This is a genomic window from Nitrospina sp. 32_T5, assembly GCF_052156635.1.
GTDB lineage: Bacteria > Nitrospinota > Nitrospinia > Nitrospinales > Nitrospinaceae > Nitrospina.
Genome location: NZ_JBQKUO010000002.1, coordinates 258,916 through 271,866, shown reverse-complemented (window position 1 = coordinate 271,866; position 12,951 = coordinate 258,916). Strand labels below are relative to the sequence as shown.

Annotated in this window: 12 protein-coding genes; 5 read left to right on the top strand and 7 right to left on the bottom strand. The window is 54.9% G+C overall.

The features are described from left to right. Positions 1-47 precede the first annotated feature (47 nt). From ACTRW9_RS06085 to ACTRW9_RS06065, 5 genes are all read left to right on the top strand, one after another. Positions 48-989 carry a DUF5685 family protein gene (locus ACTRW9_RS06085; protein ID WP_442428669.1) on the top strand — a complete coding sequence of 314 codons (942 nt, stop codon included), beginning with the start codon at positions 48-50 and terminating at the stop codon, positions 987-989. Positions 990-1,003: 14 nt separating this feature from the next. Continuing rightward, positions 1,004-1,282 (top strand): zinc-ribbon domain-containing protein, encoded by a 279-nt coding sequence (locus ACTRW9_RS06080; RefSeq protein ID WP_005011650.1) that lies wholly within the window; start codon positions 1,004-1,006, stop codon positions 1,280-1,282. Continuing rightward, a complete protein-coding gene (locus tag ACTRW9_RS06075; RefSeq protein WP_442428668.1) occupies positions 1,282-1,866 on the top strand; it encodes a DedA family protein in 585 nt (194 codons plus the stop codon). Before ACTRW9_RS06080 ends, ACTRW9_RS06075 begins: the two co-directional genes overlap by 1 nt. A 26-nt stretch (positions 1,867-1,892) precedes the next feature. Next, the gene (locus tag ACTRW9_RS06070; protein WP_442428667.1) at positions 1,893-2,639 is read left to right on the top strand and encodes a DnaJ domain-containing protein; all 747 of its coding nucleotides are present in this window, start codon (positions 1,893-1,895) and stop codon (positions 2,637-2,639) included. A 212-nt stretch (positions 2,640-2,851) separates the two neighbouring features. Then, on the top strand, positions 2,852-3,322 hold the full coding sequence (locus ACTRW9_RS06065; RefSeq protein WP_442428666.1) for an SH3 domain-containing protein: 471 nt from the start codon (positions 2,852-2,854) through the stop codon (positions 3,320-3,322). Between the two features lie 37 nt (positions 3,323-3,359). Here ACTRW9_RS06065 and ACTRW9_RS06060 read toward each other — a convergent pair whose 3' ends face one another. Genes ACTRW9_RS06060 through ACTRW9_RS06030 form a run of 7 tightly spaced genes read right to left on the bottom strand, consistent with a single transcriptional unit; the run spans position 3,360 to position 12,878 of the window. Beyond that, positions 3,360-5,807 (bottom strand): sucrose synthase, encoded by a 2,448-nt coding sequence (locus tag ACTRW9_RS06060; protein ID WP_442428665.1) that lies wholly within the window; start codon positions 5,805-5,807, stop codon positions 3,360-3,362. After that, positions 5,773-7,935: an HAD-IIB family hydrolase gene (locus ACTRW9_RS06055; protein WP_442428664.1), complete on the bottom strand. Its 2,163-nt coding sequence runs from the start codon at positions 7,933-7,935 to the stop codon at positions 5,773-5,775. The genes ACTRW9_RS06060 and ACTRW9_RS06055 overlap by 35 nt, the downstream gene beginning before the upstream one ends. Beyond that, positions 7,935-8,852: a PfkB family carbohydrate kinase gene (locus tag ACTRW9_RS06050; protein ID WP_442428663.1), complete on the bottom strand. Its 918-nt coding sequence runs from the start codon at positions 8,850-8,852 to the stop codon at positions 7,935-7,937. The genes ACTRW9_RS06055 and ACTRW9_RS06050 overlap by 1 nt, the downstream gene beginning before the upstream one ends. 45 nt (positions 8,853-8,897) lie before the next feature. Beyond that, a complete protein-coding gene (locus ACTRW9_RS06045; RefSeq protein ID WP_442428662.1) occupies positions 8,898-9,917 on the bottom strand; it encodes an ABC transporter ATP-binding protein in 1,020 nt (339 codons plus the stop codon). A gap of 3 nt (positions 9,918-9,920) precedes the next feature. After that, positions 9,921-10,733 (bottom strand): carbohydrate ABC transporter permease, encoded by an 813-nt coding sequence (locus ACTRW9_RS06040; RefSeq protein WP_442428661.1) that lies wholly within the window; start codon positions 10,731-10,733, stop codon positions 9,921-9,923. Further along, positions 10,730-11,605, bottom strand: a complete 876-nt coding sequence (locus ACTRW9_RS06035) for a carbohydrate ABC transporter permease (protein WP_442428660.1) — start codon at positions 11,603-11,605, stop codon at positions 10,730-10,732. The genes ACTRW9_RS06040 and ACTRW9_RS06035 overlap by 4 nt, the downstream gene beginning before the upstream one ends. Then, the gene (locus ACTRW9_RS06030) at positions 11,589-12,878 is read right to left on the bottom strand and encodes an ABC transporter substrate-binding protein (RefSeq protein WP_442428659.1); all 1,290 of its coding nucleotides are present in this window, start codon (positions 12,876-12,878) and stop codon (positions 11,589-11,591) included. Before ACTRW9_RS06030 ends, ACTRW9_RS06035 begins: the two co-directional genes overlap by 17 nt. Between the last annotated feature and the right edge of the window lie 73 nt (positions 12,879-12,951).

Here is a 12,951-nt window from a genome sequence, read left to right as displayed (position 1 = left end):
ATACCGGGAAAAAGTGAAACTTGCGGCCTTCAACACGGATACTCCCCATGCTGGGACTGGTCAAACCCTACAAAATGGAACTGCTGGTCAAGGACTGCACTTACTACAAGCTGTATTATTGCAGTGTGTGCCGGCACCTGGTGCGCAACCACTCGCGGCCTTATGCTTTCATCAACAGCTATGAAGGCACCTTGTTGGCAATGCTCTATAACGAGATGGTAGTGCAAGACATCGGGGCGGTCAAGGACCGCTGTTCCGGCGTGCCGATCGCCAAAGTTGCTGCCCTGCCCCCGGAGCACGAGGCGGTGCAACTGGGTGCAGCGGTGTCCCTCCTCGCCTTCGTCATCAAATTTCAGGACAACCTGGAAGACGAAACCGGGTTCTGGCTGAGGCGATACAACGGCTGGGTTCAACGCCGTCTCAATCGCACATTCCGCAAAAGCAAAAAACTGTATAACCGGTTCCACATCGATCTCGAATATGTGGAACGGGAGGTCGCAGTCCTGCACCGCATGGAGCAGGACCTGTCGGTGACGGACATCGCACGCTTTCTCGATCAGTGGGGCAAGGTGTTCGCGCACATCATGACGCAGGCGTTCCAGGATAAAATTGCCAAAGACCGCTTTGAAGCCTTGTACGCGTTTTTCTTTGAGCTGGGCCGGCTGATAAACCTTCTCGATGCCATGGCCGACCTGCACGCGGACCGTTCGGCGAGCCGGTTCAACCCTATCCTGCGCGCCGAACCGGAGTTGAATTTAACCGATGAAAATTGCCTGAGGGATACCTATAATAAGTACCTCGAAACGGTCCACGCGGGCCGCGACCGCATGCTGAACCGGCTTCCGGACCTGGACCTGCGCGACGCTTGGCCGATCGTGAACAACATCGTCACCTACAGCCTGGACCGGGAAGCGCGGAAGGCGCACGACGCGTTGGTGTTTCGAAAACCCGTTTCCGAAAAAATGTTTTTCAACTGCAAGGATTTTTAACGACAGGAGAGAATATGTTTTGCCCCAACTGTGGAGCGGAAAACTCGGATCAGGCCAACTTCTGCACGCGGTGCGGCACGCAGATCGTGGACAATCCCGAAATGCGCACTCCCCAGCAATACCAGCAACCGGGCCCGCCCCAGCAGGGAAACCGGCAGATGCCTCCAGGATATTACGAGCGTCCGGATTTGAAGGAAACCTTCGTCCACAGCGCCACCTCCGGTGCGGGCGCCTATGCCGGATGTTGCTGTATGAACGCCCTGTCCAACCTGCTTTGCGACGCCTGTGAATAATGTCACCCGAGACCATTGAGGGTCTGGTCGCGGATTACGGGTACGGCATCGTTCTCGTCGGCACTTATTTCGATCATTACGGCATCCCCCTGTTTCTCGTGTTCGGCGGCATCGCCGCGTCCAAGGACCTGTTGAACGTGTACGGCGTTCTCTTGTGCGGGTTTGCGGGGGGATGGATCGCCGACCTGTTCCTCTACTTTCTCGGTTACAAGACGGGGCTGGCTTACTGGATGCAGTTTTCCTGGGTGCGCCGCATGGAAGGCGCCATTGTCACCACGCACCGTATGTTCCAGACGCGCCCGGCGGTGGTGGTGATCCTCGGCCGCTTCCTGTTTGCGGTATCGAAAATAATTCCGCCGTTCGCCGGGATGATCCACTACGACGCGCGCCGTTACGTGGTGTATTCGTTTCTGGGCAACGTGTTGTTCTCGATAACCTACACCGCCGCCAGTTTTTATTCGGGACCGTTTGTGCTGGATGCACTCAAGGAATTGAAGTGGGGCAACGTAGCGGTGGCGGTGTGCTTCGTACTGGGGTTGTACATCATCGCCCGCCGAACCCTGCGTTCTCCGCGCCGTCCCTGAATTCGGCAAACCAACATGCATCCCCTATGACACAAAAGAATTTTTACGAAATCCTGGGCGTGGTACCCGAAGCGACGTATGCAGAAATCAAAAAGGCCTACCGCGCGCTGGCGAAACAGCATCACCCGGACAAAAACCCGGAAAGCCATGACGGCCATCACGACCGCTTCGCCGAAATTGCGGAAGCCTACCGCGTGCTGTCCAACCTGAACCGGCGCAGGGATTACGACGCACAGTTGTTTGGCACTTCATCGCCACACTCCGGGCCGCAGGGTCCCCGCCGGTTTTACCGTCCTCATTACTCCGGCTACCCGTATTTCCAGTACGACTTCTTCACTCCGTTCATCCACTCCTTTTTCGTGGGCGACCTGCGGACGCGTCCATCAGAAAAGGAACGCATGCAGCGCCTGTTTTTGAATCCCAGGGTGCTGATGATCGCGGTGTTCGGGGCGCTTTATTTTTTTAAATTCTTCACGTCAATGACCGGGGAGATCACGGACAAAAACATTGAGGAGAAACTGTTTCAAACACAGTCCTATTATTTGTCGGTGAAAAACGATGAAGGCGTCGAAAAGAAAAAGCGTGTGAAGCCCGACCTGTACCAGGAAGTCCAGACAGGCGACCGCATCGAGAAAGATTTTTTTTCATTCACCTACCGTTTGAACGACCGCGAAATTTCTTACTGGAGTTTGCCGCGATTCCTTTTGCAGGTAGGAATGATTCATCTGGTGCTTTCAGGCGGCCTGTGGTGGCTGGAACGAAGACGGCGTTGAGTGCGTTTTTCTGCGCCGGAGGGCCAATTGAATCTGGCATTGGATGGTGGTAAGCTGAACGACAACATTTCACTTGCAGGTGGCACCTCATCTGCAATCAAAGTTTGACCGAAGCGGCTTGTCGCCCAGGATCCTTTGTAGACCGCTGTTGCAGCATGTTTCAAGGTTTTCGAACTTCAATCCAGCAATCACCATCAAACCCGGAAACAACCATGCACCGCTTTAAATTGCCTTTCGCGTTCCTTTTGATTTTCGCTTTCACCCTTCTTCTTTCTCATCCCTTTGCCGTCACCGAGGCACAGGCTCTATGTGTGAACGTCAAAAAAGCCAATTTACGAAAAGGTCCCGGCCTGAATTACGAAAAACTGTGGGAGGTGTTCAAGTACATGCCCTTCCAGCAGTTGGCAAAGAAAGGTGAATGGCTCAGGGTTCAAGATGTCGACGGTGACATCTACTGGCTGCACGAGAGACTGATCACCAATGACTTCAAATGCGCGGTGGTCAAACAGAACAAAACAAATATGCGAACGGGGCCCGGAACCAATCATTCCCGCGTGCCGTGGAGCCCGGTGGACAAATACTTTTCGGTAAAAGTCCTCAAAGTGGAGAACAACTGGGTGCAAATCGTTGATGCGATGGGCGACAAGGCATGGGTGTACCAGCCTTTGGTGTGGATCCGCTGACCTGGTCGGCCACATACCACGTTTCCAAATGACCGGTTTATTTTGGCATCAACATGTCGGCGCGTTTCTTGAAAAACAGGTGGAACAGTAGATTGCAGTATTGATCCAGCTCTTTTTTTTCCTCCGATAATTCCGAGTAATTCCAGAATCCATACAACTTCGCGAACTTGAGCAGTTTCTCCGAGTACAGCTTCCACGTGTATGCCTCTTTAACACGCGTAATGGCCTGGCCCGAAATCGTTTTCCAGTACATTGAGTCGGATCCGGCGCGATCCAGGAACTTCACCAGGGGTTCGCTGATGAGCGGAGGTTGGGTGGGGTTGATGAGAAAGCCGTTCTTGCCATCCTGAATGATTTCCTGTGGCCCGCCGAACTGCGTGGCAAATACAGGAAGCCCGCTTGCCATGCCCTCCAGCACCGTCAGTCCGAAAGCTTCAAACAGGGCTGGTTGCACAAACACCCCCTGGCGATCTCCGACCATCCGGTACATCTCAGCTCCGTTCTGCCGTGACGAGTTTTCCACCCAGCGTATTTTGGAATACAGATCGTATTGCGCGATCAATTCATACATGCGTTTCAATTGATGCCGCTCTTCATCGTCTTCCACACCCTCTTCGCGAATTGACCGCGTCACCACAATGAGGTTCGCCATTTCCTGCAACTGCGGACTCTGGCCATATGCCTCAACCAACCCTGTCAGGTTTTTGATTTTATCGAGGCGTGCCATGGTGAAAATAGGCGGCTTGTCCGGATCGCTCAACTCGCCGTATGCCTCAGGCCCACCGTGGTGAAACAATCGTTCCGTCAACTCGCCCGTCTGATTTTCCATGCGCTTGTTCTTCTGCGTAAACGGAAAGTACAACGAATCATCCACCCCCGGCGACACCACATTGAATTTCGGGTGATGCAAGTGGACGCCATTGGCCACCTTGTATAGACCCGGCATAGAAAACAGTCGATACGATTCGTATTGGCCCATGCTCGTGTCGGTGCCCGCGATCTCCTGCGAGGTGCTGGAGATGATGATGTCCGCCTTGTTCATGGCAATGAGGTCGGCAGTGAACTGCAGGGAAAAATTATAGTCGGGCTCAAGATCTTTCCAGTACAGTGCGGAGAACAGGTATTTTGGCTTTTCCAGCGCGTGCGCGATGTTGCACTGAATGACCTGCAACCACGATGCAAGAAGCGACGCAACCAGGTTTCCGTCGGAATAGTTGCCGACGATGAGGTCGGGCTTTCCGCCGAATTCCGTCAAGAGTTCGTTCTTGGCATCAAGCGCGAACTGCTCAAGGTAGGGCCACACGCGGAATCGCGACATCCAGTGTGGAACGATGTTCTGATGCTCGTCCTTGAACGGCACACGCAATATCCAGCAGTTCTGTGTTCCGTGAACTTTTTCCAAACGATGGTCGCAGGTGGTTCCTTCGCTTTCCGGAATCAGGCGGGTGACGATGATTATCTTCGGTTGGGCTTTGAGGCCCGCGTTCCGAAGGGAAGCCTTCAGGTATTTTTCGAGAGCCTTGACCTGGTCGAGGATATAAACGACCTGCCCTCCCGTATCCGGACGGCCCAGCACATTCTCCTGCCCGAACCATCCATGGGGAGAAATGATGGCCACCCGGCTCACCATGGGAATCACGCTGATGAATTCCTCCAGGTTTTCCGCCCGCGGTTCCTCAAGCAGGTTGGCCAGCAACTGGAGGTTCTTGAGCACCCTGCCCACCGTATCGCCGAACCCGTCACAGAACCCCAGGCCCCGCAAATGACTTTTCTCCTTCTGGATCGGTCCGTTCTCCGGTTGACGTTCCAGGTAGCTGATGGCTTTCTGCAGGGCTTCGAACAGCTGGTGCGGGTCCTGCACGATTTGCCCATCCACGAGAATCTGTTCCCCGTTGATACTGTGAATTTTAAGGAAGTCGCAAAGGTGGGCCTGCCATTTGCTCCATTCCCCCTGCAGTTTTCCCGCCATGAAACTGTTCAAAAACCGTTGCCCCGAACCGATTTTACGGTGGTCCCGGATCACCGGCCCCAGACTGTAAAAAGGACCGAAGTTGATTTCCAGTTTCTTTTCGGCGGGTTCGTACGGGTAGCCCGCAACCACTTCGCGGTAATCCAGAAACTCCTCTGGATTCAATTCATCCACCGTTTCTTCATTTTTATGAAACCGGTAAAACTGATACTGACCGACTTTTGCGCGATAGAGAAGCACTGCGTATTGGTCCAGCAACAGCATCTCCTGCGTCCGCGAAAGAAAGAGTTTCAGACCTTCGAATCCGCCCAATTCCGGATGGGCCTGGTTTTTCTGCCTGAGGTACGCTTCGGATTTGAGAACAATGTCGTTGCGTAGAAAATGCTTCTGCGGATCATGATCCAGTTCATAAATGAACTCGCGGAAGCATTTGATCTCCTCTTCCTTCAAAAGCGTTGCGATGGAATACGAATCGTTCACTTCAAGACTCCAGGAATCGGTAGCGGTGAATGCCATCGATCACTCCCGCCGCGTAGTTTAGTTTGGAAAAATATACACCCCGCTTGCCTCTAAGCATTTCCATTTCCTCACTGTAATTACCAACCACCACACCCTTCGGGTCACCGCGCATCATTTCCTCGTCGTTTCCGGAATCCCCGGCAACCAGGAAATTTTCCAGCGGAATTTCCCATTTATAGCTGAGGTAGCGAAGCGCTTTCCCCTTGGAGGCACGTTGCGGCAGAATATCGAGAAATTGCTGATGCGAATAAATCAACTGGTAACGGCAACCGTTGCGGGTCAACAGATCATGAGCCTGCTTTAGATATTCTTCTTTAGGTTCCATATAGTAACTGACCTTGAATTCACGTTCGGTTTCAGGCTCCTGGGGTTCCAAAAAAGGAAGCGTGCCAAGCAACCTCTTGATTTTTTCCTTGTCCCATTTCTGGCGCAGGTGCATGGCCCAGCCCTGATCGGGATTTCCGGATCCTCCATAATAAATTTCAGCGCCGACGGAGGTGATCAGTATCTCCGGAACCGGAACATTATTCTCCTTGAGAAACTCCAGGGCGGAGTCGATGGTTCGACCCGTTGCCACACCGAATGCAATTGATTTTTTATAAGGGTCAATCAAGGCAAGCAGCTTTTCAAGGGATTCCGGGTCCCCGGTCAGGGTGTTGTCGATGTCACACACAATCATCTTGTTGCGACTCAGCATCTTAACGGCAATGGGATCGCCGTCAATGGCATACAAATCCTTATGGGACCCGCCCTTCAACCCATGGATCGTTTCCAGGTAACGATCGATATGCGCATCCCAGGTGTAATGCGTGCGCACGTTATTGATACCGTTGCTGGAAAACCTCTTCCATTCTTCCGGATCGATTAGAATTTCCTTGATAGCCCGGCTGATGGTGTTCGGATCCGAGACATCGATCAAAAGGCCATTCTGGCAGTTCTTGACAATGTCCACCGGACCGCCGTCATTGGTGGCGACAATGGGAACACCGCAGGCGGCGGATTCCAGCAGGGTCAGGCCAAACGGCTCCGTGAGTGCGGGGTTCACGAACACACCTTGACGCAAAGCCACCATGCGGTATAGCTCCGGCACCTCATACGTAAAATCGTGTTTCTTCGGAATCGCCAGCTTTCCGTACAAATCGAATTTGTCCATGAGCAAAAGAGTTTCAATGAGCACGGATTTTTCGTTGTCGCCCATGTCCATGATGTTTTTGCGAATGCCGAGAAAGACGGCCAGATTGGCAATGGCCTGCAACTCCTTGCTCTCGCCGTATGCCTGCATGAGTGCGCCGATGTTTTTTCGTTTGTCCGGACGGCACAAAGCAAGAATGAGCGGTTTGTCCGTGTTCAGGAAAAAACGATTGAGTTCGTTGTCGATGGCCACTCGCGCCTGGCGGCTGTGCTCGTTTTCCTGATCCTCCGCGTAGTAAGGAAAGAAGCGTTCAAGATCAAGCCCCGGGGGATTGACCAGGTATTCGGGAACGGTGTTGTGCTCGTACATTCCATATTGCCGTTCCACCTCCTGGTGCGTGCTGGTAACCACAAGGTCGGCGCAACCGATAATATCCTCTTCCACACGGATCCGGTAATCGATGTGATACTTCCGGTTCATGTCTTCGTCGGACAAGCCCTCGTCGCACAGCTTGGATTTTTTGGCTTTGCCCAGTGAGTGCCCGGTGAAAACGAACGGCACCCCGAACAAAGACGCGAGGTGACGGGCCACATAACCCCCGTCGGCATAATGTCCGTGAACGAGATAAGGGATGTCGTCCTCGCGCTTGATGTACTTAACCGTCTTGTCGATGAATTCGTCGAGGTGGTTCCACAGCAATTCCTTGCGGATGTATTTGCCGCCGCCGCAGGGAATGCGAACGATACGAACCTTGTCGGTGAGGTTTTCCACCGGAACGGAATAATCTTCCGAGACACGGCGGTCGCGTATGAGACGTGTGAACAGATCCACCCGCCGGACTTCCGGACGCTTGCCCAGTTCTTCAGCCAGTTCGATGACGTACTTCACCTGTCCGCCGGTGTCCGCGTCCCGGCCCATTTCAATGTTCCGGGGGCGGACCAATCCGTGGATGCTGAACATCATGATGTACAGGCCCTGGCTGTTCTGACCCATCACCTGACCAGTCGATAGGGTTGATAAAATTTGTCGTCGCCCGGCAACGCACCCTGCACACCGCACAACCCGGTGGCAAACACACAGGCGCGCTCGAGGACCGTCTGCAACGGCCAGCTTGCCAAGTAGCCGAGCGACAGCATGGAACTGAACCCGTCCCCCGCCCCGACGGAATCCACGATTTCATAGCTGTCATCCGGGGTGCATTGGAACGGATTCCGGTTTCCCGTTTCAAAAATGACACTGGTCTTGTTTCCATTCGTCACGCAGACCAGCCCCAGCTTGTAACGTTCCGCCAGATACCGTGGGAGCTCCACCATCGTTTTATCTATGGCAAGAAGCTTTTTGATTTCCTGAAGCTCATGCCGGTTGGCTTTCAGGATGTCGCAGTTTTTAAGCGAATTTTCGATCACATCCCGGTCGTAAAACGGAGCACGCAGGTTGATATCCAGCAAGAAGGTGGACTTCAGCCCCAGCTTCTTCTGAATCTCCTGCAAGGTTTCGCGGGATTTCCCATTTCGCTGGATAAGGGTACCAAAGTAAGCCAGTGGAATGTCATCACGAAAACGTTTTTGGAGGTACACATCGACCTCGATGAAATCGTAAGCGCGGTCCGGCAGGATTTCGAATCGATGCCCGTTGCTGGAATCGGTATTGACCACCACTTCCCCCGTCGGATGGTGAGGATCGATCTGGATGCCCCCGGTGGGGAATCCGTGGCTCCGGGCGAACTCCAGAATTTCACGGCCTTCGGCATCGTCTCCGACCCGGCTGATGAAGTGCACGGGAATGCCCATCTTATGAAGATGAAAGGCATAATTGAACGGCGCCCCTCCCAGCCGCTTTCCATTTTCAAACTTGTCAAACAGGACCTCGCCCATCACAAGAACCGGTCCGTAAGGTCGGTGCACCCACATTCCAGATACCTCCTCTTCAAACCATCCACAAATTTTTGAAACCAGTCAACAATCCGTTATTCTAAAATCCTCATCGTCAAAATACATCATATTATTTTTATCGATGTGAACGGACACCCGTTCCCCTTCCCGCAGGCCGGAATATTCGCACACACCACACAGGGAAACACCTCCCAACGACACCGTGGCGAAAGCCCGGTCTCCCAGCAACTGCCCCCACAGGACTTGATGGGGCCCGCTTTCATCGGGGACGATCCGCACGTGTTCCGGACGGATGCCTGCTTTCACGGCGGTTTTCGGAACCGGTTCCTGTAACAATTGGTTCAACCCTTCCTGCTCAAGGACATTGAACGGGGGAAAGCCGAAAAACCGGGCAATTTCCAAGGTCGCCGGTTCCCGGTACAGGACCCCTGGCGACGCCACCTGCCGGATGCGTCCCCCCGATAAAAAAGCCACGCGGTCACCCAGCACCATCGCCGAATTCGCGTCGTGCGTCACATAGATGAACGTTTTTCCCAGCTGGCGGTGCAGGTGTTTGAGTTCGACCTGCAGATGGTCGCGAAGCTGCGGGTCCAGGTTGCTGAGGGGTTCATCGAACAGAAACAAAGCGGGGTCCCGCACCAGCGCCCGCCCAACGGCCACCCGCTGCTTCTGTCCGCCGGACAACTGAGCCGGAATTTGGCCACGGACGTCTGCCAGATGGAGACGCTCAAGCGTTTCTTCCACTTGGACCGCCATGCTCGCTTTCGACCATTTCATATTCTCCAGCGGAAACCGGATGTTCTCCTCCACCGTCATGTGCGGGTAAAGCGCGTAATCCTGAAATACGTACGCGACATTGCGCCGGGACACATCCTGCCCCGTGATGTCGCGCCCTTCAAACAGAATGCGGCCGGATTCCGGCGTCAGCAATCCCGCGACCAGGTTGAGCAGGGTGGTTTTACCACAGCCGCTGGCACCGAGAACGATGAGAAACTCTCCCTGCTCGATATCGAGGTCGATGTCATTTAGCACTCTTCGTTCGCCGAAGCGGTGTGCTATGTGTTCGAGACGAATGGTGCCCATATTTCACCCTTTGATCCCGCTTCCCACCAGTCCGCGTACCAGATATTTCTGCGCCACGACCACCGCCAGAAGAATGGGGAATGTGACCAGGGAACTGGCGGCGGCAATTTCTCCCCACGGAAATTCGTATTGGCCCGTGAACAAGGTGATGCCCACAGGAATGGTGCGTGACGCGTAGGACGTGGTGTACGTCAAGGCAAACAGGAACTCGTTCCAGCAAAAGAGGATTCCGAGCAGTCCCGCGCACACCATGCCCGGCACGCCGAGTGGCAGGTACACGCGCCGGAACGCGGTCCACGCGCCGCATCCGTCCACCCGCGCAGCGTGGTATAACGTGCGCGGAATCTCCTCGAAATACCGTGTCATCACCCACACCACCAGCGGTACGGTGAACAGGCTGTACACGAGGACGAGCCCCCATACCGTGTCCATTCCACCCAGAACACCCAACACTTCGTACAGTGGCGTCACCACCGCCACCTGCGGCAGCATGAACACCACCAGCAACGCCAGAAGGACCGCCTCGCGGTTCCGCGTCATCAGCACACTCAATCCGAACGCACCCATCGTTCCCACTACGAGCGACACTCCCGTCGCACCCAGCGACACCCAAAGGCTGTTCGCCACCACATTCAGGAACGCCTCGTTCTGCAAAACCGAACGGTAGTTCTCCAAACTGAACGTCTGTGGCCACACCGGTGGCATTTGCGCCACCGTGCCGGGAGGCTTCACCGAGGTGATCCAAAGCCAGATAAAAGGCCCCAGGCTCCACGCGAACAATACGAACAGGAAAAGAAAATGATTCACCCGCCTCATACCGTCTGCCTCCGGTCCTTTAAGACAGCGACAACAATCCAGGTGATGGCGACCATCATTCCCACCTGCACCAGCGCCACCGACGAACCGTACCCGAACTGCAATGCCTGAAAATAAGTGCGGTAAGCATAAATGGAAAGCGTTTCCGTGCTGTTGGCCGGGCCGCCGCCCGTCATCACATAAATCACGTCAAACACCCGGAACGCGTCGAGGAGACGCAAGACCAGTGCGGTGAGGATTGCCGGACGCAGTGCCGGAAGCAAAATGCGCATGAGCAGGCGGAGCGGGGGTGTGCGATCCACCCGCGCCGCCATCAAAAGAGATTCCGGAACGCGTTGCAACCCTGCGAATAAAAGAAGCGTCATGAACGGGGTCGTCTTCCACACGTCCGCCAGAATGGCGGCATGAAGAGCGAGGCCCGGATCCGCCAGCCAGTACACCGGCCCATCCACGGCTCCCAGTGTCTGCAGCATGTGATTGACAATTCCCGCTTCCGAGTGGAACATCCACTGCCACAACCGCGCGCTGACCACGTTCGGAATCGCCCAAGGCAGGAGCAGGATCGTTTTCCACCACACCGATCCCGACCCGAACCGCAGGTACAGTGCAAAAAAAAGTCCAATGACAAATTCCAGCACCACGGACACGCCGGTGAAGTACAACGTGTTCGTCACCGATTTCCAGAAACGAAAATCCTCACCAAACAGGTACCGGTAATTCTCCAGCCCCACCCAGCGGTCGATCCCGAACAGCGCGACCCTGGTTTTGAATCCGAGGATCACGATTTCGAAAAGCGGCCACGCCACTAAAAGCCCCGGAAGAATCAACATTGGCCCCAGAAACAGCAGGCGGTCTTTAAGTTCCTGCTTCATCGTTCAGCACCCGCGTCAAGCGTTGAAGGTCCGCGTCTATCAACCGCATGGCCTCGTCTATGGTATACACTTCCCCCAGCCCCCCGTTCAGATAGGCCTGCAGGGATTGCGACAGCGGCATGTACAGCGGCATGGCCGGACGCGGCGCCGCGTATTCCATCGCCTCGAATAGAACGTTTACAGGCGGAGCATACGGAGGCGGGGCACCTCGCAAAACCGATTTGCGCGCAGGGGTCAATCCCAGCTTGAGCCACAACACGCGCTGAACATCCGGTTGCGTCAGAAACGCAATCCATGCCCGCGCCGCTACCGGCACCGGCGTGTCGCGATGCATGCCGAGCAAAAACCCGCCCAGCGTTCCACGTCCCGCCTCACCCCGTTCCACCGCCGGCAGAGGCGACATCCACACCCTGCCTGCCACCGGCGAATCCGGCTGTTGCATCAGCCGCCAGGCATACGGCCAGTTGCGCATGAACACCGCCCGCCCGTTCTGGAAAACATGGCGGCTCGACTCTTCCGCCATCGCCAAAACAGACGGCGGTGAGACTCCGTCGGTCAAAAGCCTTCGCATGAACCGCAGACGCGGTTCGATCAGGGCACGGTTCAACCGCTCTCCATTCCCCGGTAACAGCCACGGCTCGCCCCGCGGCAGAAACTCCATGAAATTGCAGACCAGCCCCTCATATTGGCGGCCCTGCCAGACGAACCCGTAAAGCCGGTCGTCCTGTTCCGCCTGCGTGATGGTTTCAGCCATCGTCACAAGCTCACCCCATGTAGCGGGTGGTTTGCTGAATCCATGCTTTTGCAACAGGTCTTTTCTTGAGTACATCACACCGCTATCGACAAACAGCGGCACACCGTAGCGGGTTTCACCAAATATTCCCGCCTGCACGCTCGCAGCAAAGAAATCGTTCCACTCTTCCTCTGGCACAACCTCATTGAGTGGAGAGAGCAACCCGGCCCGGGCAAATTCCGCCATCCAGATGACATCCAGTGCCAACACGTCAATGCGGCCGGATCCACGGGTTTTCATATGTGTCAGGTAAAACTGGTGCTGGTCGTCGGTGCCGGTGGGAAGTTGATGCACCTGGACCCGGTAACCGGGGTGAAGCTGATGAAATCGTTTGACCAGTAGATCGAAGGTCGCGTTGAAACCGGGAAGGGAGAACTGATAGTGATGGACTGTATTGGGAGCCTCCGGCGGGGTGCCGGAAAACAAACAGCCAGGGGCCACAAGAAACAGGGCCATGAACACAATCCGCAGTCCAACCATAAATCTCCTGTGGAATGTGGAAGGGGAATGAGTACAGGGTACCACGGAAATTCTAATTCTGCCGAATCCCGGC

Bases quoted from the DNA above. Each gene is read 5' to 3' on its own strand.
- ACTRW9_RS06085 (WP_442428669.1), top strand. From the start codon at position 48: ATGCTGGGACTGGTCAAACCCTACAAAATGGAACTGCTGGTCAAGGAC.
- ACTRW9_RS06080 (WP_005011650.1), top strand. From the start codon at position 1,004: ATGTTTTGCCCCAACTGTGGAGCGGAAAACTCGGATCAGGCCAACTTC.
- ACTRW9_RS06075 (WP_442428668.1), top strand. From the start codon at position 1,282: ATGTCACCCGAGACCATTGAGGGTCTGGTCGCGGATTACGGGTACGGC.
- ACTRW9_RS06070 (WP_442428667.1), top strand. From the start codon at position 1,893: ATGACACAAAAGAATTTTTACGAAATCCTGGGCGTGGTACCCGAAGCG.
- ACTRW9_RS06065 (WP_442428666.1), top strand. From the start codon at position 2,852: ATGCACCGCTTTAAATTGCCTTTCGCGTTCCTTTTGATTTTCGCTTTC.
- ACTRW9_RS06060 (WP_442428665.1), bottom strand. From the start codon at position 5,807: ATGGCATTCACCGCTACCGATTCCTGGAGTCTTGAAGTGAACGATTCG.
- ACTRW9_RS06055 (WP_442428664.1), bottom strand. From the start codon at position 7,935: ATGGGTCAGAACAGCCAGGGCCTGTACATCATGATGTTCAGCATCCAC.
- ACTRW9_RS06050 (WP_442428663.1), bottom strand. From the start codon at position 8,852: ATGTGGGTGCACCGACCTTACGGACCGGTTCTTGTGATGGGCGAGGTC.
- ACTRW9_RS06045 (WP_442428662.1), bottom strand. From the start codon at position 9,917: ATGGGCACCATTCGTCTCGAACACATAGCACACCGCTTCGGCGAACGA.
- ACTRW9_RS06040 (WP_442428661.1), bottom strand. From the start codon at position 10,733: ATGAGGCGGGTGAATCATTTTCTTTTCCTGTTCGTATTGTTCGCGTGG.
- ACTRW9_RS06035 (WP_442428660.1), bottom strand. From the start codon at position 11,605: ATGAAGCAGGAACTTAAAGACCGCCTGCTGTTTCTGGGGCCAATGTTG.
- ACTRW9_RS06030 (WP_442428659.1), bottom strand. From the start codon at position 12,878: ATGGTTGGACTGCGGATTGTGTTCATGGCCCTGTTTCTTGTGGCCCCT.